Genomic DNA, 20,823 nt, shown 5'->3' with positions numbered 1-20,823 from the left:
CTGATGCGGCTCAGGCCTTGGCCTTGGTGGACTTGGGCTTGTCGCTCGACCTGGCCCGCTCGATGGTCTGGGCGGCTTCGTTGCGGGCATGGATCTCGCCCAGCGCGCGCTTGTACTCATGCGGGAAGACCTTCACGAACTTCGTGCGGGCCTCCTCCCAGCGGTCGAGGATGTCGCGGGCGCGCTGCGAGCCGGTCCAGCGGTTGTGGTCCTGCACCAGCTTCTTGAGCAGTTCCTCGTCGGTCTGACCCTTGTGCCAGATCGCGGCGTCCATCGTGGCTCGCTGCTCGGCGGCGGGCAACACCTTTTCCAGCCCCACCATCGCGGTGTTGCAGCGCTTGGCGAACTGGCCGTCTTCGTCATAGACGTAGGCGATGCCGCCGCTCATGCCGGCCGCAAAGTTACGACCGGTCTGACCCAGCACCACCACCGTGCCGCCGGTCATGTATTCGCAGCCGTGGTCGCCGGTGCCTTCCACCACCGCCGTGGCCCCCGACAGGCGCACGGCGAAGCGCTCGCCCGCCACGCCGCGGAAGAAGGCCTCGCCGCTGGTGGCGCCATACAGCACCGTGTTGCCCACGATGATGTTCTTGGTGGCGTCCCCACGGAAGTCGATGCTCGGGCGCACCACCACCCGGCCACCGGACAGGCCCTTGCCGGTGTAGTCGTTGGCATCGCCGATCAGGTACAGCGTGATGCCCTTGGCCAGGAAGGCGCCGAAGCTCTGACCGCCGGTGCCTTCCATCTGGATGTGGATCGTGTCGTCGGGCAGGCCTTCGGGGTGGCGGCGGATCACCTCGCCCGAGAGCATGGCGCCCACGGTGCGGTTGACATTGCGCGCCGTCTCGATGAACTGGACCTTCTCGCCCTTGTCGATGGCCGCACGCGAGCGCTCGATCAGACGCACGTCCAGCGCGCGCTCCAGACCGTGATCCTGGGTCTCGACGTGGTAGCGGGCAACCTCGGCCGGCACAGCCGGCTGGTGGAAGATGCGGCTGAAGTCCAGGCCGCGGGCCTTCCAGTGCTCAATGCCCTTCTTCATGTCGAGCAGATCAGTGCGACCGATGAGCTCGTCGAAGGTGCGGATGCCCAGCTGGGCCATGATGGACCGGGCTTCTTCGGCAACGAAGAAGAAGTAGTTCACCACGTGCTCGGGCTTGCCCTGGAACTTGCGACGCAGCACCGGGTCCTGCGTGGCCACGCCCACCGGGCAGGTGTTGAGGTGGCACTTGCGCATCATGATGCAGCCCTCGACCACCAGCGGCGCGGTGGCGAAGCCGAATTCGTCGGCGCCCAGCAGCGCGCCAATCACGACGTCGCGGCCGGTCTTCATCTGGCCGTCGGCCTGCACTCGGATGCGCCCGCGCAGTCGGTTCAGCACCAGTGTCTGCTGCGTCTCGGCCAGCCCCAGCTCCCAGGGCGTGCCCGCGTGCTTGATGGACGACCAGGGCGAGGCACCCGTGCCACCATCATGGCCGGCGATCACGACATGGTCGGCCTTGGCCTTGGCCACGCCGGCCGCGATCGTGCCCACGCCCACTTCCGACACCAGCTTCACCGACACGGAGGCAGCAGGGTTGACGTTCTTGAGGTCGTGGATGAGCTGGGCCAGGTCCTCGATCGAGTAGATGTCGTGGTGGGGCGGTGGGCTGATGAGGCCCACACCGGGCACCGAGTAGCGCAGGAAGCCGATGTACTCGGACACCTTGCCGCCGGGCAGCTGGCCGCCCTCGCCGGGCTTGGCACCCTGGGCCATCTTGATCTGGATCTGGTCGGCGCTCACCAGGTACTCCGTGGTCACGCCGAAGCGGCCCGAGGCCACCTGCTTGATCTTCGAGCGCAGCGAGTCCCCGGCCTTCAGCTCGTAGTCGGCCTCGATGACCTTGGTGCCCACCACGTCGGACACCTTGGTGCCCTGCTGGATGCGGATGCCCTTGAGTTCGTTGCGATAGCGCGCCGGGTCTTCACCGCCTTCACCGGTGTTGGACTTGCCGCCGATGCGGTTCATCGCGATGGCCAGCGTCGAGTGGGCCTCGGTGGAGATGGAGCCCAGCGACATCGCGCCGGTGGCGAAACGCTTGACGATCTCGGACGCCGGCTCCACCTCCTCGATCGGGATGGCCTTGCTCGGATCGAGCCTGAACTCGAACAGGCCGCGCAGCGTCATGTGGCGGCGCGACTGGTCGTTGATGATCTGGGCGTACTCCTTGTAGGTGTCGAACTTGCCCGCGCGGGTGCTGTGCTGCAGCTTGGCGATGGCGTCGGGCGTCCACATGTGCTCTTCGCCACGGGCACGCCAGGCGTATTCGCCGCCGGCGTCCAGCATGGTCTTGAGCACCGGGTCGTCACCGAAGGCCGCCACGTGCATGCGGATGGCCTCTTCGGCCACCTCGAACACGCCGATGCCGCCCACCTGCGAGGCCGTGCCGCGGAAGTATTTGTCCACCATCTCCTTCTTCAGGCCGATGGCCTCGAAGAGCTGGGCCCCGCAGTAGGACATGTAGGTCGACACGCCCATCTTGGACATGATCTTCGACAGGCCCTTGCCGATCGCCTTGACGTAGTTGTAGATGGCCTTCTCGGCCGACAGCTCGCCCGGCAGCTCCGCGTGCATGGAGACGAGGGTCTCCATCGCGAGGTAGGGGTGCACCGCCTCGGCACCATAGCCGGCCAGCACGGCGAAGTGATGCACCTCGCGCGCCGAGCCGGTCTCGACGACCAGACCGGCGGTCGTGCGCAGGCCTTCGCGCACCAGGTGGTGGTGCACGGCCGACAGCGCCAGCAACGCGGGGATCGCCACCTGGCCGCGGGTCATGTAGCGATCGGTGATGATGAGGATGTTGTGGCCGGTCTTGATGGCGTCCACGGCCTCGGCACACAGCGAGGCGAGCTTGGCTTCGACCCCTTCACGCCCCCAGTCGAGCGGGTAGGTGATGTTGAGTTCGTAGCTCTTGAACTTGCCGCCCGTGTGGCGCTCGATCTGGCGCAGGCGCGCCATGTCGTCGAAATCCAGGATGGGCTGCGACACCTCCAGGCGCATGGGCGGGTTGATGGCGTTGATGTCCAGCAGGTTGGGTTTCGGCCCGATGAAGGACACCAGCGACATCACGATGGCCTCGCGGATCGGGTCGATCGGCGGGTTCGTGACCTGGGCGAAGAGCTGCTTGAAATAGTTGTACAGCGGCTTGTTCTTGTCCGACAGCACGGCCAGGGGCGAGTCGTTGCCCATGGAGCCGATGCCCTCCTCGCCGGCCTGGGCCATGGGGCTCATCAGGAACTTGAGGTCTTCCTGCGTGTAGCCGAAGGCCTGCTGGCGGTCGAGCAGCGATTCGGTGAACTGCGGCGGCTGGCCCACCACGTCGAGCGTGTCGAGCTTGACGCGCACGTTCTCGATCCACTGGCGGTAGGGCTTGGCCGAGGCATAGAGGTTCTTCAGCTCCTCGTCATCGACGATGCGGCCCTGTTCGAAGTCGATCAGGAACATCTTGCCGGGCTGCAGGCGCCACTTCTTGACGATCTTGTTCTCGGGAATGGGCAGCACGCCCGACTCCGAGGCCATCACCACCAGGTCGTCGTCGGTGACGATGTAGCGCGCCGGACGCAGGCCGTTGCGGTCGAGCGTGGCGCCGATCTGGCGGCCGTCGGTGAAGACCATCGCGGCCGGGCCGTCCCAGGGCTCCAGCATCGCGGCGTGGTATTCATAGAAGGCGCGGCGGCGCTCGTCCATCAGCGTGTGCTGCTCCCAGGCTTCGGGGATCATCATCATCGCCGCATGGGCCAGCGGATAGCCCGCCATGGTGAGCAGTTCCAGCGCGTTGTCGAAGGTGGCCGTGTCGGACTGGCCCTCGAAGCTGATCGGGTAGAGCTTCTTCAGGTCATCGCCGAGCACGGGCGAGCCCATCACGCCTTCGCGGGCACGCATCCAGTTGAAGTTGCCCTTGACGGTGTTGATCTCGCCGTTGTGGGCCACCATGCGGTAGGGGTGGGCCAGCGGCCACTCGGGGAAGGTGTTGGTCGAGAAGCGCTGGTGCACCAGGGCCAGGGCCGACACGGTGCGTGGATCCTGGAGATCCTTGTAATAGGTGCCGACCTGGTCGGCCAGCAGCAGGCCCTTGTAGATGATGGTGCGGCAGCTCATGCTGGGCACGTAGTACTCGCGCGAATGCGTGAGCTTGAGACGCTGGATGGCGCTGGAGGCCGTCTTGCGGATGACGTAGAGCTTTCGCTCCAGCGCGTCGGGCACGATGATGTCCGGGCCACGGCCGATGAAGATCTGGCGGATCACCGGCTCTTTCTCACGCACCAGCGGCGACATCGGCATGTCGCGGTCCACCGGCACGTCGCGCCAGCCCAGCAGCACCTGACCCTCGGCCTTCACGGCGCGCTCGAGTTCCTGCTCGCAAGCCAGGCGCGAGGCGTGCTCCTTGGGCAGGAAGATCATGCCCACACCGTACTCGCCGGGCGGCGGCAGCGTCACCCCCTGCTTGGCCATCTCGGCACGGAAGTATTCGTCGGGGATCTGGATCAGGATGCCCGCACCGTCGCCCATCAGCTTGTCGGCGCCCACCGCGCCGCGGTGGTCGAGGTTCTCGAGGATCTTCAGGCCCTGCTCGACGATGCTGTGGGCCTTCTGCCCCTTGATGTGAGCCACGAAACCGACACCGCAGGCGTCGTGCTCGTTCGTCGGATCGTACAGGCCTTGTTCGGCCAGGGCGCGGATTTCTTCGGGGGAAGCTCCCCCGTGGGCGGCCTGTTGCATGGCGCACTCCGGGTCATCGTTAGGGATAACGCGAGGGTACTGCAGCCATCCAGGGACTTCAAGCGCAATTAAATGGGGTCAGACTCTATTTATACGAGTCTATGGCAGGCTATCAAAATAAATGGGGTCAATCTTTTGGGGTGGGGCTGTCGCGCCGCGGACGCCCCCGGGGGCGGGGTTGGACGGGTCGCTCGGTCTCGGCCGCGATCTGGGCCAGGAAGGCCGGGCTGCCGAGGACCCAGCCGCGGCCGGAGGTGAGATCGATCTCGTGCACCCGGGCCGCCGGCAGCCCCTCCTCGGTGCGCCGGGCGTACACCGCCTCCCGGTCGAAGGGCGTGTTGCCCAGGCGCCAGAGTTCGGCGTGCTCGCTCAGCAGCGGGTCCCGCACGCGGCCCAGGTGGTGAGCCAGGCTGGACCAGGGCCAGTCGACCGGGCGGGCACACAGGCCCAGGCGCACTGGCAGTGCCTCGATGTAGAGGCACAGGTCCACGAAGCAAGATTCGGGCTCGACCGCCGCAGCCCGGTAGCGCCCGTCCCAGAGGCTGCCGCTGCGCTGGTGGCGCCGGTTGTACCAGGCCCCGTGCCGGCGCCCGATCGACTGCATCATGCGGCCCAGCCCCTCGGCCTGCTCGGGCACCACCAGCAGCTGCACCTCACGGGGCACCTGCGCATAGGCGTGGACAGCCACGTGATGGGTGTGCGCCGCCTCGCGCAGGGCCTCCAGATAGGCCCGGTGGTCGGCATCGTCGCCGAAGACCGGCTGGCCGGCGTGGGCGCGCAGGATCACATGGTGGGGCAGGCCGGGCAGGACGAGGCGGGGCAGTCGGGCCATGAGGGGGGGCTTGAAGGCCGATCGGCGGATGGGGCTCCCGATGATATCGACGCGTCCACGCCTATCATCGACGCACCGGGCTGTGCCCGTCGAGAAACGCTGCACCATGTCCGCTGACCTGCACATCGCCGTGGTTGGCGCCGGCCCCTGCGGGCTGGCACTGGCCTTGCTCGCCGCGCGCGAACTGCCCCGCGCCCGCATCACCGTCTTCGACGCACGTCCACCCGAGCGCGACGTGTCCGGGGATCCGCGCACGCTGGCGCTGTCGCTGGGCAGCGTGCAGCTGCTGCAGCGGCTGAAGGCCTGGCCGGCATCGGCCGCCCAGCCCATCCTCCACGTGCACGTGTCGCAGGCGCAGCCGCTGCCGTTCGTGCGGCAGCAACCGCAGGTGATGATCGACGCCGTGGATGAAGGCGTGCCACTGCTGGGCGCCGTGCTGCGCTACGGTCGCCTGGTGGCCCCGCTGCAGCAGGCCTGGCAGGCGGCCTGCGAGGCCGAACCACAACGGCTGGTGCTGCGACTGGGCACCCCGGTGCGGTCCCTGAAGAACGTGCCCGGCGGGGTGGAACTGGATGCCGACATCGCCGAGGCCTTCGACCTGGCCGTGGTGGCCGAAGGCGGCGTGTTCGCCGATCAGGCGCGCAAGGCCCTGAGCCACGACTACGCCCAGACGGCCTGGGTGGGACAGGCCACCGTGCGCGGCCTGCCGGCGGGCACCGCCTACGAACGCTTCACCGCCCACGGCCCGGTGGCGCTGCTGCCGCTGGGCGGTGAGGAAGCCGCGCTGGTGTGGTGCGTGCCCAGCGCCGACGACCCGGTGCGTGAACTGAGCGACACGCAGCGCATCGCCGTGCTCAACCACCTGATCCACCCGGAGACCGGCCGCATCGAGACGCTCAGCCCGCTGAAGGACTTCGCGCTGGGGCTCAATGCCGAACGCAGCCTGGTGGACGGGCGCACGGTGCGCATCGGCAACGCGGCCCAGACCCTGCACCCGGTGGCCGGCCAGGGCCTGAACCTCGGCCTGCGCGATGCCTTCGAACTGGTGGACCGCCTGCGCCGCGAAGCCAATGTGGACACGGCCTTGCGGCGTGTGGAATGGCATCGCGCGCCCGACCGCTGGGGCACGATTGCCGTCACCGATTTCCTGGCCCGCAGCTTCACCTGGGAACTGCCCGGCCTGAGCGCGGCCCGGGCGCTGGGGCTGGCCGCACTGCAGCGGCTGTCCCCCGCGAAATCACTGCTGGCAAGGCAGATGATGTTCGGGCGGCGCTAGGCGGCCTCGCCCTCGTCGTCCGGGGCCGGCAGGTCGGTCAGCGGGATCTCCACCGCCATCACCGTGCCGCCCCCGGGAGCGGTGCCGATCTCGAAGCGGCCGCCAAAGGCGTCCACCCGGTGCTTCATGCCGCGCAGGCCATGGCTCTTGAGCTTGCGGGTCTTGGTCGGGTCCAGGCCGATGCCGTTGTCGCGCAGGCGCAGGCACAAGCGGTCGTCGCGGGTTTCGAGCACCAGATCGACCTGGGTGGCCCGCGCATGCTTCTGCACATTGGTCAGCGCTTCCTGGACCAGACGGAAGACCGCGATGCTGCGCTCGCGATCGAGCGTGAGGGACTCTGGCAGGTCGCGCTCGATGCGCAGACCCGACTGGGCCTCGACCTCGTCGGCCAGTGCATCCACCGCAGCCACCACCCCCAGGTGACTCAGGGTCGAGGGCATCAGCCCCTCGATGACCCGGCGCTTGATCTGCACGCCTTGTTCGAGGTTGGCCTGCACGCGCTGCAGGGCCTCCAGCGCGGCGTCGGGCGGCTGAAGGCCCTTGCGCATGACCATCGACACATCCATCTTGCTGGCCGTGAGGATGGCGCCCAGCTCGTCGTGCAGTTCGCGTGCCAGGCGGGCCTTCTCCTGTTCGGCCACTTCCTGCAGGTGGGTGGCAAGTTCGGACAGTTCCCGGGTGCGGCTGCGCACGGCACGCTCCAGGCGGTCGCGCTCTTCCTGCAGTCGCTGGGCCATGCGCTGCTCGTCCTCGAACTCGCTGCGATAGGCCTGGAAAAGGAGGATGAGCAGCAGCATGCCCGCGGCGATGGTGGCCAGCGACACCCAGCGCTGGCGCTGCATCTCGCTGGCGGCCTCGGCCTCGGCGCGTTCCAGCAGCGCGCGCTCGCCCGACACCATGCGGCCGATCGCCTCGCGCAGGCTGCCGTCCGACACGGGGTTGGGCTTGAGCGCCGCCTCGATGTCAGACCCGGTGGCCGAGGGCCCCAGCGCATCCAGGCGAGCCAGTTCTTCCTTCTCGCCTTCGATGTAGCGCAGGGCCACCGCCAGATCACCGGCGTCGGCCCGCTGCGCACCCACGTCGGCCAGAGGCTGGTACATCGCCACGATCTGCTGCAACGAGGAACGGTGATGTGAAAGACTTTCCGGCGTGCGCGTGAGCAGGTACTCCGCCTGCGTGGCGTCGGCGCGAGCGGCCAGAAAGGACAGGCTGTTGAGGTTGGCCGAGAACACCCGCGAGCCCTTCAGCTCGGCATAGGTGCGCTCCAGCCGCTCGTAGCCACTTTCCGTGACCCACAGCATGCCCGCCCCCAGCGCCAGCACCATCGGCAGCGCGAGCTTGAGCAGGGCAAGGCGGCGCAGCAGGCGTGCGGGCACCTGCCCGGAGCGGGCCGCCGCCGCCTCCACCTCTTCATGGGCCTGGCGCAGGCGGCGCAGGCCTTCACGCCAGAGGCGGCGCAAGGACCAGGACGCGGAGGATTCGGGGGCAGGGTTCATAGGTGTCAGCGGATTCCGACAGACCGGCCACCCGGGTGGATGACAAGGCGCGGTCCGGGCCGTTTCTACCATGGCGCCATCGGCATCGGCTGGAACCCAGCCTGTCGTGTCGCCACGGATCCCTCCTCCTCCCCCCCGCTCATGTCCGTGGTGTTTGGAGGGGCTGCCCCGGCAGCCCCTCCCTTTCTCTCCGCTTTGAACGAGGTGTGCATGCTGGAATCCGACTTGGCGAATCCGCCCGGCCTGTGCCAGACTGGGCGCCCCCCGCTCCCATCCCTGCGCATGGAACGCAAACGCATCCTGCTGGCCGATGATCACCAGATCGTGCGCGCCGGCCTGAAGCAGCTGATCGACGCCGAGCCCGACCTCATCGTCGGCGGCGAAGCCGCGACCAGCGCCGAGGCCCTGTCCCAGCTGCGCGAAGGCACCTGGGACCTGGTGCTGCTGGACATCTCGCTGCCCGACCGCACCGGCGTGGACACCTTGCGGCTGATCCGCAACCACCTGGGCGAAGTGCCGGTGCTCATCGTCAGCGCGTTTCCGGAAGAGCAGTACGCGATCAACCTGCTGCGCGCCGGTGCCAACGGCTACCTGAAGAAGGACGCCGACAGCGACGAAATCCTGCGAGCCATCCGGGTGGTGCTGCAGGGCCGGCGCTACCTCAGCCCGGTCGTGGCCGACCTCATGGCCGACCGCCTCGACCAGCCCGGCGCGGGCCCTGCCCACCAGGACCTGTCCGAGCGGGAGTTCCAGGTGCTGTGCAAGCTCGCGTCGGGCATGTCGGTCACCCAGATTGCCGACGAGCTCTTCATCAGCGTCAAGACGGTGAGCACCTACCGCGCACGCCTGCTGACCAAGCTGCAGCTCACGAGCAACGCCGACCTCACCTACTACGCCGTCAAGAACGGGCTGATCCAGTAGCCCGGCAGCCCTGGGGTGGGCACGTAGGCCCGCGCCTACAGACGTGCGCGGTCCACCAGGGTAGGCTTCCCATACCATGAATGCCACGCCCTCCACCTTCAGCGCCGCCCGCACGCCGCCCCGCGTGCGCGCGGTGCTGGTGATCGAGGATTCGGCCCTGATCCGTGAGCGCCTGGTCGAACTGGTGCACAGCTGCGAGGGCTTCCTCGTCACCGTTCAAGCCGACACCGAGGCGGCCGCCGTGGCCGCCTTGCAGGACCACCGTTTCGATGCCGTGGTGGTGGACCTGCAGCTGCGCGAGGGCAGCGGCTTCGGGGTGCTGCAAGTGCTGCAGCAGATGCAACCCCGCCCATTGACGATGGTGCTGACCAACACCGCGACCCGGGCCGCGCGCCAACGCTGCGCCGCCCTGGGGGTGCAGCACTTCTTCGACAAGTCCTACGAATTCGACCGCGTGGCCCTGGCCCTGGATGCGCTGCGTCAACCCGACCATCCAGGGAAGACCCCATGAGCCGCTGCGACCCTCACCCGCTTCCGATGCCCCTGCCTAGAATGGGTCGTCGCCTCTTTTGCTGACCACAGGAGAACGCCATGTCTGTCAATTCCACCACCGAAGCTGCTGCTGCCGCCGCCGAACGCACCGGGCAGGCTGCCCGCCGGGTGGCCCGTGGGGTGAGCCATGCCGCCCAGGACAGCGCCACCACCCTGGAGCGCGAATGGGCCGACCTGAAGGCTGATCTGGCCGAGCTGATGTCCAACCCGGCCGTGCGGGACCTGCCCGAGGTGCGGGCGCTGAAGGAAAAGCTGCAGGAGTCCTTCCACCGCGCCAGCGAAGCCGTGGCCGATGCGTCTCACGACATCAGCCGACGCGTGCGCCACACGGCGGCGGTGGCCGACGAATATGCCCACGAAGAGCCCTGGAAGGTGGCCGGCATCGCCGCGCTGGCCGGGCTGCTGGTGGGCGTGCTGATCGCCCGCCGCTGACGCCCGGTGGTCGGCTCCATGCTGGCGCGGCTGCTCGCCCCCCAGATCGACGCCCTGGTCGAGCGGCTGCGCCGCGGTGTTGCGCTGGGCGCCGAGGTCGCCGCCGACCGGGTGGCCCTGGCCCGCCTGGAGTGGGAGGACGAGAAGCGCCGGCTGGCCCGGCTGCTCGTGGCTCTCCTGTCGGCCGTCTGGCTGGGTGGGCTGGCGGTGAGCTTCCTTGGCGTGCTGGTGATCATCGCCGCCTGGGACACGGCCTGGCGCATCCCGGCAGCGGCTGGTGTGGCGTTGCTCTTGTGCCTGGCGCTGGCGCTGGTGGTGCTGCAGGTGCAACGGTTGATGCAGCAGGGCGACCAGTCGTTTGCCCTGCTCAAGCGCGAACTCGCCGCCGACCTGGACACCCTGCGACGCATGCGCGACGACGCCGCGCCCGAAGTCCCCTCCGAGCCGCCCCCGGCCCCCGAAGGTCCTGACGACGCGCCCCGACCATGAGCCCCCCGCCCCGCCACGACCCGGCCGAGCAGGCCCGGCGCGATGCCGAACGTGAGCTGCTGCTGCTGCGCATGGCCCGCCAGCGGGTGCAATTGCGTGCGCTGGTGGCGCCCCGGCCGGCGTCGGCACCGCGCCACCGCGATGCACCCAGCGACACCGACCTCGCGCCGGGAGACGCCGACTGGCCCGCCCACCCGCGCTTTTCAGGGCAGTTCCCGCGCAGCCAGTTGGTGCGCTGGGTGATGAGCAACCCCGGCTCGTTGGCCATCGGCGCGCTGGTGACGGCCCTCGTGCTGGTGGCCGGTCCACGCCGGCTGGGCGCAGCCCCGGTGTCCGCCGCCCGGGCCGCCACCGGCTTCCTGCGCGGCATGCGCGAGGGTCTGGCCTGGCTGCAGCCCCTGATGCCCCTGGTGGGGCTGTGGCTGAGCCGCCCCCGGCCGCCCCGCGCCCCGCGCCGCCCACCCCCCTGGCCGCGCGACACCAGCCGGCGGCCGCCGGCGGACGACTCGCCGTTTTTCTGATCAGAGCCGCCGGTGTGCCAGCGCCGGGAGGCGGTGGCGCACCTGGTCGATCAGGCCCCGGTCGATCTCGGCCACGGCCACCCCCTCGCCCTCTTCCACCCGGGCCAGCACCTCGCCCCAGGGATCGATGAGGATCGTGTGGCCAAAGGTGCGCCGGCCGTTCTCGTGCCGGCCGCCCTGCGCCGGCGCCATCACATAGCACTGGTTTTCGATGGCGCGGGCACGCAGCAGCACTTCCCAGTGAGCCTGCCCCGTGGTGTGGGTGAAGGCCGAGGGCACGGCGATCAGGTCGCAGGCAGGGCGCATGAGCGCGCGGTACAGCTCGGGGAAGCGCAGGTCGTAGCAGATGCTCAGGCCCAGGCGCAGCGGCGCCCCCTGGCGCGGCTGCACGTCCAGGGCCACGGGCCGCTCGCCCGCCCTCAGCACCACCCCCTCGTCGTAGAACTTGTGGCCGTCGGGGCCGTGTTCTTCGTAGCGGAAGAGGTGGATCTTGTCGTAGCGGGCACATTGCCGACCCTGCGGGTCGAAGACCAGGCTGGTGTTGGTGACGCGCTGCGGGTCGTCGGTGCGCAGCGGCAGGCTGCCGCCCAGCAGCCACACGCCATGCTCACGCGCCGCACCGGCCAGGGCCTGCTGCAGCGGGCCCTCGCCTTCGGCTTCGGCCAGGGGCAGCTTGTCGTGATCGGCCCGGCCCATGAAGGCAAAGTTCTCGGGCAGCCCCACCAGCTCGGCACCCTGGCGTGCGGCCTGGGCGATCAGGTCCAGGGCGCGAGCCAGGTTGTGGGCCGGGTCGGTGGACGAGACCATCTGGACGGCGGCGATGCGCATGTTTCCTCCGGGTGCGAGAGGGGTCAGCCGCCGGCGGGCCGGGGCGGGGCGGCACTCTGTCGGGGCACGGGATCGACCTGGGGATCGGCCCAGGAACCGGTGACGTGGAATTCCCGGGTGTTGGCTTCGATCATGGGCTTGCGCAGGAAGAGCTGGGCGAGGAAGGTGCCCAGGCCCACGGCCGGGTTGATGGCCGCATAGACGAGCGAGGCGCCGCCGGCATTGATCTCGGGCACCACGACGACCCGCAGGTCCTGGGTTTCTTCCCGCAGGTCGGCCTGGCCTTCCATCAGCACAGCTGCCGCCACACCGCGCATGCGCAGGTTTTCAGTGCGCGCCACACCGTTGGTGATGCGCACGTCGCCGCCGAAATCGTCGAAGACGAAGCCCTCGCGGAAGACGTCGCTGAAATCGAGCATGAACCGCCGCGGCAGGGCCTGCAGGCTCAGCACGCTGGCCAGGCGGGCCGCGCCGGGGTCGGCCTTGAGGAAGCGGCCGCGTTCCACATCCACGCGCATCTGGCCGGACAGACTGGCCAGTTCGGGTGAGAGCGGCGAGCCCTGCCAGCCGATCTGGCCGGTGACGCGGCCCTTGCCGCCAGCGACCACGCCGCGCTGTCCCCAGTGGCTGAGCAGTTCCCCGCTGTCCGCCACGTCGAGCTCGAAGTCCAGCTCCGTGCGGGGAGCCGCCCCGGCCACCCCGCCCCGCACGGCCAGCCACGACCCGCTCGCGTGCAACCGGGCCTGCGGGCCGCTGACCCGCAAGTGCTGCAGGCGCCATTCATGGAATTCGCCCGTCAGGCGACTGGTGGCCTGCACTTCGACCCGGCCCAGGCGCCGATCGCCCCAGCGCAGGTCCTCGACCTCGATGTCGAGGGCCGGGGCGGGCCGCCGAGGCTCGCTCTGCCACAGCGCCTCGGTGGCTTCCGAAGCGCCGCCGGGCAGGCTCAGACGGCTGAGCCGCGCCAGCAGCCGACCGCCGTTGGCGCCGGGCTGCCATTCCACACGACCTTCGAGCTGATCGGCTCTCAGGGTGCCGCGCCAGCCGTCACCCAGTCGTTCACCCTGCAGGCGCACCCCCTGGAAGGCGCGCCCGGCCGCCTGCACCTGCGGGCTGCGAAGCTCCACACGGTCGGGGGCGTAGCCGCCCGGCGTGGCATCGTCGGCATCGAGCCCGGCCTCGAAGCTGGCCGCCACGGCGCGCCAGCGGTCGAGATCCAGCCGGGGCAGGACCACGCGGGCCCGCACCCCCGACGCCGGCAGGGGCAGGATCTCGCCCACGCCGATGGCGCCGGCCAGCACGCGGGGGGCACTGCCCTCGTCCAGCGCGCGGCGGTAGTGCAGCCACAGTTCCTGACCCAGTTGCACACGCACCGAGTCACGCGGCGAGCGGCCCGGCGCGAGGCTGTCGGGATCCAGCGCCATCACCACCCGCAGGGGCCAGGCCCGCGCGGCTGGCTTGCCCAGCGGCTCCGGCAGCGCCGACGCGAGGCCGCTGAGATCGCTCGTCAGCGTGAGTTCCGGCCACCCCTGCACGACCCCGAAGCTCATGCGGTAGGCCGCCTGGCCAGACAGATGTTCTGCCAGATAGGGCAAAGGGCCCAGTTCCCGCACCTCGCGCAGGCCCTCGGCCGTGGCCGTGCCGCGGCCTTCGAAGCGCACGCTGCCGTCTGGCGCGGTGCCCCCTTCGAACTGGAGTTCACCGCCCAGCACGCGCGCCGTGGCGCCGTGCACGGCGAACCCCTGGTCGGAAAAGCTCACCTCGCCGCGCGTGCGGGCCAGCAGCGGCGTGTCCTTGCGCAGCCGCAGGTCGTTGCCGGCCAATGTGACCCGGCCCTGCACGCGAGCGCGCTCCATGTCGTCCAGCGGCAGCTGTAGCGACAGGCGCAACTGGGCTGGGCCGCTGCCGGTGGCATCGGCCAGGGCATGGTGCGTCCAGCCGCCCACGGGGGTGTCGTTGATGAACCTCAGGGCATCCGCCAAGGGGCCGGTGCCGGCGCCGGAGAGTTGCAGCACCGGGGCATGGGCGAGGTCGGCGATGCCGCCTTCCACACCGGTGAGCTCGAAACCGAACAGCCGGGCACGGGCATGGCGGATGTGCATGGACTGGCGATCGAAGACGAGCTCGCCCTGCACATGCGTGAAGGCCGGCCATGGAGACGTCCAGCCCGCGCGCGTGGGCACGTAGGCAAAGCTGGCGTCCTGCACCTGGGCGGCGATGCGGAACTCGCCGGGCTGTCCCGGCGCATAGGGGAAATCCCAGAGGTCGCCGCGCACGCGGAAGTCCACCTCCTGCGCTCGCCCCGCCATCACCGCATGGCGGATGTAGTCGCGCACGTCGGCCGGCAGCTGGCGCGGCAGGTAGCGCCAGACCCGGGTGGCATCGGCGCGGTCGAGTCGTCCCTGCAGATCGAGCACGCCGGGCAGGCGTGCGCCGCGGCCCACGCCCGCGTCCGCGCCGGTATGCCAGCGCCCTTCGAAGGACCCCTGGGCGTCCGCGTTGGAAAACTGCGCCTCGCTGACCTTCAGTTCGACCGAGGGGCCCGAGGGGTCCGGTGTGAGGGTCCAGTCCAGGCGCGCCTGCAGCTGGTCGAGCGCCACTTCGGCCTCGTCGAACACGCCGGGAAAGACCACGGCCCCCTTCTCGATGCGCAGCATCGCCTCGCCCCCACGCTCATGGGCGGTGAAGTCGAGCGTGGCGCCGCGCAGGCCCGGCCGGCCCACACCGGTGCCGACGTGGTCCTGTGCCGCCAGGCTCAGCCCCTTGAGCCGGCCGCGGGCGGTGTAACGGTCGGGCGCCTGCCAGGGCCCGTGCCACTGCAACCGCAGGCCCTCCACCTCGCCGGCAGGCTGGAGCTGGGCCAGGCCGTGCTGCACCCCCTCGCCCAGTGGCAGGCGTCGCGCCAGCCAGGCGACGGCCGCCAGGTCGCCCTGGGGCACCTGCACCTCACCGGAGCTCAGCGACGAAGACCCGTCGGCAAGGACTTCCCTGCGCCATCCCGCCTGGAGTGCCCGAGGCAGCCCCGCCGACAGCAGGGCCTGCGACGGGTCGGCGTCGGCGCGGGGCAGGACCGACAACTCCTGGAGGGCCAGGCGATGCTGCTCGCCCTCGTGCTGATACACAAGGCGCAACCGCAAGGCCGCGAGGTCCAGGGCCTCGGGGGCCCCGTCGAGGCGACCCACAACCTCGGTCAGGTCGAGATCGGCCGTGAGGCCCTGCCAGCGGCCCTGGTGCAGATCGGCCCAGGCCCGCACGCTGCCCTCGCCACCGTCCAGGCGGGTGGGCCAGCCCAGGTGATCCTGCAAGGCCCGCAGCTGCACGCGGGGCAGTTCGGCGTAGGCCTGGCCGCTCCACTGCGAACGGTCCGATGCCCGCGTCAGCAGCGGCTGGGTGAATCGGGCCCGCAGCGAGAACCGTTCACCCCATCCGGCCACAGGGGTCGCGTCGAGCCGGAACTCGTGGCGGCGAGCCCCTGCACCGCTGTTGCGCATCACGGCGTCCACGTCGTCCAGCGCCAGCGGGGGCAGGCCGCGCTGCTCGTCCACCCAGCGCACCCGGCCGTCGTGCACCAGGAACTCGGGCAGCGAGATGAACCAGTCGAGCGCCTCGGGAGAGGCGGAGGTGCCGCCCGAGGTCAAGCCCAGGCCGGCCACATGCAGACGCCCCTCCGGGTCACGGCGCACCTCGAGTTCGGGGGATTGCAGCTCCAGCCGGCCCAGTCTCAGACGGGCATGCCACAGCGTGGACCAGGACAGGGTGCTGCGCACCTGGGGCAAGCGCAGGGCTTCGCGGCCGTCGGCGTCGAGCAGACGCACATCGGTGAACTCGAACCATGGCGTGCCGGCGTGAGATTGCGCACGGATGTGGCCAATTTGCACCGGCAGCCCCAATGCCTGGGTGGCTGCGCGCTCGATGGGCGCACGCCAGGTGTCGATTCGGGGCAGAATCGCCCACAGCATCACCATCCACGCCACGAGCATGAGGCCCACGGCCCCGATCGCCACCGCCATCAACGTCCGCAGGGCCACCCGCCCGGCTCGTCGGGGCCATGGGGACCGGGGAGGCAACACGGGGGAATTCATGGGCGCGATCGCGGCAGCCGGGACACAACAACGGAAACAGCCCCTGCCGGGCCGGTATGCGCCCGCAGGCGCTCGGGCGTCAGGCACCCTGTTCGACGGTGCTTGCTCAATCTAGCACAGGCAAGGGTTCAGACCGTCGTTTTGGCCATGGGTTTCAACGAAGTTGTCACGGAGGGTAGCCCCGCCGCCACGCCCCGGGTGCGGGCGGACCATTCCCGCTTCGTGCAGCGGGTGCGCAGACGCTACGACCAGCAGCTGGGCCTGCTGGCACCGGGGCTGCCCGATGCGCAGCGCATCGGCGCCCTGATCGAGGCCTTGCAGGCCCGGGGCCTGCCGCTGGCCGCGGCCTTGCGACAGGCCCGTCAGCTCACCCTGGAACGCCTGGCAGTGATGGATGTCGAACAGTCGGCCTCCATGCCCGACATCGGCCAGGCCATGACGGCGCTGGCCGAAGTCACGCTGGACGTGGCCCTGGCCGCCGCCCTGGCCGAGCAGGACGAGCGCCACGGCGCCCCGCTCAACGACGCCGGCGAGCGCATCGACTTCTGGGTCGTGGGCATGGGCAAGCTCGGCGGACGCGAGCTCAACGTGTCCTCCGACATCGACCTGATCTATGTCTACGAGGAAGCCGGCACGACGGCCGGCAACGCCCAGGGGGCCGGACGCATCTCGGCGCACGAGTACTTCTCGCAGGTGGCGCGCAGCCTGTACACGCTCATCGGTGATACCACCGAGGACGGCTTCGTCTTCCGCGTCGATCTGGCCCTGCGACCGAATGGCAATTCCGGGCCGCCCGTGGTGAGCCTGGCGATGCTGGAGGAGTACTTCCTCGTGCAGGGGCGCGAATGGGAGCGCTTCGCCTGGCTCAAGAGCCGTGTCGTGGCGCCGCACGCCTCGGTGGCTTCGGGCCGGGCGCTGCAGCTGCGCGACGTGGTCATCCCCTTCGTGTTCCGCCGCTACCTCGACTACGGCGTCTTCGAAGGACTGCGCGGCCTGCACCGCAAGGTGCGCGAGGAGGCCGCGCGCCGCGCCGCCGGCCGGCCCGAGCGCGCCAACGACGTCAAGCTCTCGCGCGGCGGCATCCGCGAGATCGAGTTCATCGTGCAGTTGCTGCAGGTGGTGCGGGGCGGCCAGTTCCCCGAGATCCGCACGCGCTCCACGCTGCGCGCGCTCGAACGCCTCACCCAGGTGGGTGTGATGAAGCCCGAGACGGCCACCCGGCTGGCCGAGGCCTACGTCTTCCTGCGCCAGGTCGAGCATCGCATCCAGTACCTGGACGACCAGCAGACCCACCAGCTGCCCACCGGCGACGAGGACCTGCGCTGGATCGCCGGCAGCCTGGGTCTGGCCTGCACCACCGATGCCTGCGAGCTGATGGACCGCCTGCTCGAAGTGCGCGAGTTCGTGGCGCTGGAGTTCGACGCCCTGCTCCACGACGGCCAGCCCCCCAAGGCCAATGGCTGCAAGGGTTGCGGCGAACCGCCCCCGGCGCTGGACAGCGAGGCGTTTGCCGCGCGCTTGCCCGAGGCGCTCGCCGAGCGCGTGCGTCCGTGGGTGCAGCATCCGCGCATCGCCGCCTTGCGCGACGAAAGCAAGCAGCGCCTGGCCAAGCTGGTGCTGCGGGCCGCCCAACGGGTGACGCAGGGCGAATGCCCGGCCGAGGCCGCCCTCCGTTTCGTCGACTGGCTCGAGCCGCTGCTGCGCCGCGAGAGCTACATCGCCATGCTGGTCGAGCGCCCCGAGGTGCAGCAGCGCCTGCTGCGCCTGCTCGGCCTGGCCCGCTGGCCCATGCGCTACCTGATGCGCTACCCCGGCGTGATCGACGAGCTGGCCGACCCGCGCCTGATCTACACCCGTTTCGACGCTGCCAGCTTCGTGCACGACCTGGAGCAGCGCCACGAAGCCTGGGCTCGCTCGGGCCAGGCCGACGAAGAGGCCCTGCTCGACACCCTGCGCCGGGCCCACCACGCCGAGGTCTTCCGCACCCTGGTGCGCGACGTCGAGGGCCACATCACCGTCGAGCAGGTGGCCGACGACCTCTCGGCCCTGGCCGACGCCACCGTGGAATGCACCCTGCGCTGGGCCTGGCCCCACCTGCGCCAGCGCCACGCCGATCAGCCACGCTTTGCCGTCATCGCCTACGGCAAGCTCGGCGGCAAGGAGCTGGGCTACGGCAGCGACCTCGACCTCGTCTTCCTCTTCGACGACGAGGACGAGCGCGCCCCCGAGGCCTATGCCGCCTTCGCGCGCAAGCTCATCACCTGGCTGACGCTGCGCACCAGTGCCGGCGAGCTCTTCGAGATCGACACCGCCCTGCGCCCCAACGGCAACTCGGGCCTGCTCGTGACCTCGCTGGCTTCCTTCGAGGCCTACCAGCAGCGCCGCGGCAGCAACACCGCCTGGACCTGGGAGCATCAGGCCATCACACGGGCGCGCTTCTGTGCCGGGGCCCCCGACATCGGCGCACGATTCGAACAGGTGCGGCGCGATGTGATCGCTGCGCCGCGCGACGCCGCCGCCGTGCGCGAGGAGATCCGCACGATGCGCACCAAGGTGCGCGAAGCCCACCCGGTGAAGGCCGGTCTCTTCGATGTGAAGCACAGCGCAGGCGGGATGATGGATGCCGAGTTCGCCGTGCAGTGCCTCGTCCTGGCCCACGGCGCCACGCACCCCGAACTGCGCGACGACGTGGGCAACATCGCGCTGCTGCAGCGTGCCGAAGCCGCCGGGTTGCTGTCGCCCGGTGTGGGCCAGGCGGCGGCCGATGCCTACCGCGAGCTGCGCCGCGCCCAGCACCGCGCCCGCCTGGACGAGCGTGCCACGCAATTCCCCCCGGAAGCGCTGGCGCGCGAACGCGATGCCGTGCTGGCCCTGTGGCACGAGGTCTTCGGCGCCTGACCCGGCCCGGCGTCGCCTGGGCCGCCTTGGCGGCGCTGGCCGCCGCGCTGTCCCTGCTGGTGGCCGCTGCGGAAGCGGCCGGCCTACCCGCCACGGAGGCCCTGGCCTGGCGCCGCGAGGCGCCGGCGCAGCTGTGGCGCTGCTGGAGTGCCGCCTTGGTCCATTTCAGCACCTGGCACCTGGGCGCCAATCTGGCGGGTGTCCTGCTGCTCGGCGCCCTGGGCTGGCAGGCCCGCCTGCCCGTTCAGGCCACCGCCGCCTGGGCCCTGGCCTGGCCCACCACCCATGCGCTGCTGTGGCTGGCCGCCCGACCCCACCACTACCTGGGCCTGTCAGGTGTCCTGCACGCTGGCGTGGCCGTGGCGGCCGTGACACTGCTCCTGCGCGCCGCACCGGGTTGGCGGGGCCTGGGCGCCGGGCTGGGGCTCGCCCTGCTGGCCAAGGTGATTCTGGAGGCGCCCTGGCGTGGGGCGGTCCAGGCCTCGGCCGATTGGGACTTCCCCGTGGCCGTGGGCGCCCATGCGGCCGGCGTGGTGGCGGGGGCCGCCAGTGCCGCCCTGCTGCTGGCGATCCACGCACGATGGGCCGCCGCCGTGTCGCCAAGGCGATAGCGCGCCGCGCCCATCCGGTTTGCACTGCGTCCTGACCCCCACCCCTGACGGAGACTTCCATGTTCGTGCTGTGCGGCTTCCCCCTGTCCAACTACTACAACAAGGTCAAGCTGGCCCTGCTGGAAAAGGGCATCCCCTTCATCGAGGAGGGCGTCGGTACGGGCGAGCCCGCGAAAGCGGCCGGCTCCGTGCTGGGCAAGGTGCCCTTCGCACGCACCGAGCACGGCGTGATCTGCGAGAGCGAAGCGCTGATGGACTACATCGAGACGCGCTGGCCCCACCCGCCGCTGCTGCCGGCCGACCCCTGGCAGCGCGCCAAGGTGCGCGAGCTGACGATCTTCCTCGACCTGCACCTGGAACTGGTGGCGCGCGAACTCTACGGCCAGGCCTTCTTCGGCGGCACCACGAGCGAGAAGAACCGCGAGCGCGTGCGCACCCTGCTCGACAAGCACCTGGTCGGCTTCAAGCAACTCGCACAGTTCGCGCCCTATGTGGCCGGGGACCACTTCACCCAGGCCGATTGCGCCGCCTACGTGCACCTGCCGCTGGTGGCGCTGGCCACCAAGTCCGTGCTGGGCGAGGACCTCGTGGCCGCCCACGGCATCGACTGGAAGGCCTACGTGAAGCTCGTCGGCGAACGTGAAAGTGCCCGCAAGGTCGCGGCCGATCGCAAGGCCGACCAGGAGCGGCGCCTGACGGCAAAGACCTCCTGAGGGCTCAGCTCACCAGCTTGAGCCCCAGGATGCCGACGATGATCAGGCCCACGCACACCAGGCGCAGGGCCGAGGCGCTGTCCCCGAAGAGCACGATGCCCAGGATCACGGTGCCCACCGCGCCGATGCCGGTCCACACCGCATAGGCCGTGCCCACGGGCAGCTCGCGCATGGCCAGGCCCAGCAGCAGCACGCTGATGACCATGGCTGTGACCGTGCCGGCCGAGGGCCAGAAGCGGCTGAAGCCTTCGGTGTACTTCAGGCCAATGGCCCAGGCGACCTCGAAGAGGCCGGCAATGAAGAGCAAGGTCCAGGACATGGCGACGTTCCCTGTGGAAAGGCCGCCATGGTAGGAAAAAGCCGGCCCACAGGCCGGCTGTTGCGTCGCAACCACCCAGACGATCGAGGGTCGT

At 70.2% G+C, this 20,823-nt stretch carries 15 protein-coding genes; 9 read left to right on the top strand and 6 right to left on the bottom strand.

The window, feature by feature from the left end:
- Nucleotides 1-10 precede the first annotated feature (10 nt).
- Together C1704_RS09970 and C1704_RS09965 are read right to left on the bottom strand one after the other, a co-directional pair.
- Nucleotides 11-4,759, bottom strand: coding sequence for a glutamate synthase-related protein (locus tag C1704_RS09970; protein WP_104302574.1), 4,749 nt, complete (start codon nucleotides 4,757-4,759; stop codon nucleotides 11-13).
- 127 nt (nucleotides 4,760-4,886) lie between these two features.
- Entirely contained in the window at nucleotides 4,887-5,591 is a 705-nt protein-coding gene (locus tag C1704_RS09965) for a transposase (protein WP_104302573.1), read from the bottom strand.
- 106 nt (nucleotides 5,592-5,697) lie between these two features.
- Here C1704_RS09965 and C1704_RS09960 point away from each other — a divergent pair, with 106 nt between their 5' ends.
- On the top strand, nucleotides 5,698-6,867 hold the full coding sequence (locus C1704_RS09960; RefSeq protein ID WP_104302572.1) for an FAD-dependent monooxygenase: 1,170 nt from the start codon (nucleotides 5,698-5,700) through the stop codon (nucleotides 6,865-6,867).
- Here the strand turns inward: C1704_RS09960 and C1704_RS09955 are convergent.
- Nucleotides 6,864-8,363: a sensor histidine kinase gene (locus C1704_RS09955; RefSeq protein ID WP_146076067.1), complete on the bottom strand. Its 1,500-nt coding sequence runs from the start codon at nucleotides 8,361-8,363 to the stop codon at nucleotides 6,864-6,866. The genes C1704_RS09960 and C1704_RS09955 overlap by 4 nt on opposite strands.
- A gap of 282 nt (nucleotides 8,364-8,645) precedes the next feature.
- Here C1704_RS09955 and C1704_RS09950 point away from each other — a divergent pair, with 282 nt between their 5' ends.
- The 5 genes from C1704_RS09950 (at nucleotide 8,646) to C1704_RS09930 (ending at nucleotide 11,278) form a co-directional block, all read left to right on the top strand.
- Nucleotides 8,646-9,284 carry a response regulator gene (locus C1704_RS09950; RefSeq protein WP_104302658.1) on the top strand — a complete coding sequence of 213 codons (639 nt, stop codon included), beginning with the start codon at nucleotides 8,646-8,648 and terminating at the stop codon, nucleotides 9,282-9,284.
- A 76-nt stretch (nucleotides 9,285-9,360) separates the two neighbouring features.
- Nucleotides 9,361-9,795, top strand: a complete 435-nt coding sequence (locus tag C1704_RS09945) for a response regulator (RefSeq protein WP_104302570.1) — start codon at nucleotides 9,361-9,363, stop codon at nucleotides 9,793-9,795.
- An 80-nt stretch (nucleotides 9,796-9,875) separates the two neighbouring features.
- On the top strand, nucleotides 9,876-10,268 hold the full coding sequence (locus tag C1704_RS09940; protein WP_104302569.1) for an ElaB/YgaM/YqjD family protein: 393 nt from the start codon (nucleotides 9,876-9,878) through the stop codon (nucleotides 10,266-10,268).
- A gap of 18 nt (nucleotides 10,269-10,286) precedes the next feature.
- Nucleotides 10,287-10,757 carry a phage holin family protein gene (locus tag C1704_RS09935; RefSeq protein ID WP_104302568.1) on the top strand — a complete coding sequence of 157 codons (471 nt, stop codon included), beginning with the start codon at nucleotides 10,287-10,289 and terminating at the stop codon, nucleotides 10,755-10,757.
- On the top strand, nucleotides 10,754-11,278 hold the full coding sequence (locus tag C1704_RS09930; protein WP_104302567.1) for a hypothetical protein: 525 nt from the start codon (nucleotides 10,754-10,756) through the stop codon (nucleotides 11,276-11,278). The genes C1704_RS09935 and C1704_RS09930 overlap by 4 nt, the downstream gene beginning before the upstream one ends.
- On the opposite strand, the gene C1704_RS09925 is transcribed toward C1704_RS09930, so the two are convergent.
- Both C1704_RS09925 and C1704_RS09920 read right to left on the bottom strand, forming a co-directional pair.
- Nucleotides 11,279-12,106, bottom strand: coding sequence for a carbon-nitrogen hydrolase family protein (locus C1704_RS09925; protein ID WP_104302566.1), 828 nt, complete (start codon nucleotides 12,104-12,106; stop codon nucleotides 11,279-11,281).
- Between the two features lie 23 nt (nucleotides 12,107-12,129).
- Nucleotides 12,130-16,134 (bottom strand): YhdP family protein, encoded by a 4,005-nt coding sequence (locus C1704_RS09920; RefSeq protein ID WP_170064669.1) that lies wholly within the window; start codon nucleotides 16,132-16,134, stop codon nucleotides 12,130-12,132.
- Nucleotides 16,135-16,335: 201 nt separating this feature from the next.
- Between C1704_RS09920 and glnE the strand changes: the two genes are divergently transcribed.
- The 3 genes from glnE to C1704_RS09905 are packed head-to-tail and all read left to right on the top strand — an operon-like array spanning nucleotide 16,336 to nucleotide 20,410.
- A complete protein-coding gene (glnE, locus tag C1704_RS09915) occupies nucleotides 16,336-19,086 on the top strand; it encodes a bifunctional [glutamate--ammonia ligase]-adenylyl-L-tyrosine phosphorylase/[glutamate--ammonia-ligase] adenylyltransferase (RefSeq protein WP_104302564.1) in 2,751 nt (916 codons plus the stop codon).
- Nucleotides 19,062-19,697 (top strand): rhombosortase, encoded by a 636-nt coding sequence (gene rrtA / locus C1704_RS09910; RefSeq protein ID WP_170064668.1) that lies wholly within the window; start codon nucleotides 19,062-19,064, stop codon nucleotides 19,695-19,697. The genes glnE and rrtA overlap by 25 nt, the downstream gene beginning before the upstream one ends.
- A gap of 59 nt (nucleotides 19,698-19,756) precedes the next feature.
- Nucleotides 19,757-20,410 carry a glutathione S-transferase gene (locus tag C1704_RS09905; RefSeq protein WP_104302562.1) on the top strand — a complete coding sequence of 218 codons (654 nt, stop codon included), beginning with the start codon at nucleotides 19,757-19,759 and terminating at the stop codon, nucleotides 20,408-20,410.
- Between the two features lie 4 nt (nucleotides 20,411-20,414).
- On the opposite strand, the gene sugE is transcribed toward C1704_RS09905, so the two are convergent.
- A complete protein-coding gene (gene sugE / locus C1704_RS09900; RefSeq protein ID WP_104302561.1) occupies nucleotides 20,415-20,729 on the bottom strand; it encodes a quaternary ammonium compound efflux SMR transporter SugE in 315 nt (104 codons plus the stop codon).
- Nucleotides 20,730-20,823 lie beyond the last annotated feature (94 nt).

This window comes from Caldimonas caldifontis (genome assembly GCF_002930615.1).
Lineage (GTDB): Bacteria > Pseudomonadota > Gammaproteobacteria > Burkholderiales > Burkholderiaceae_C > Caldimonas > Caldimonas caldifontis.
The sequence above is the reverse complement of the archived record's forward strand: the minus strand, read 5'-3'. Positions and strand labels throughout refer to the sequence as shown.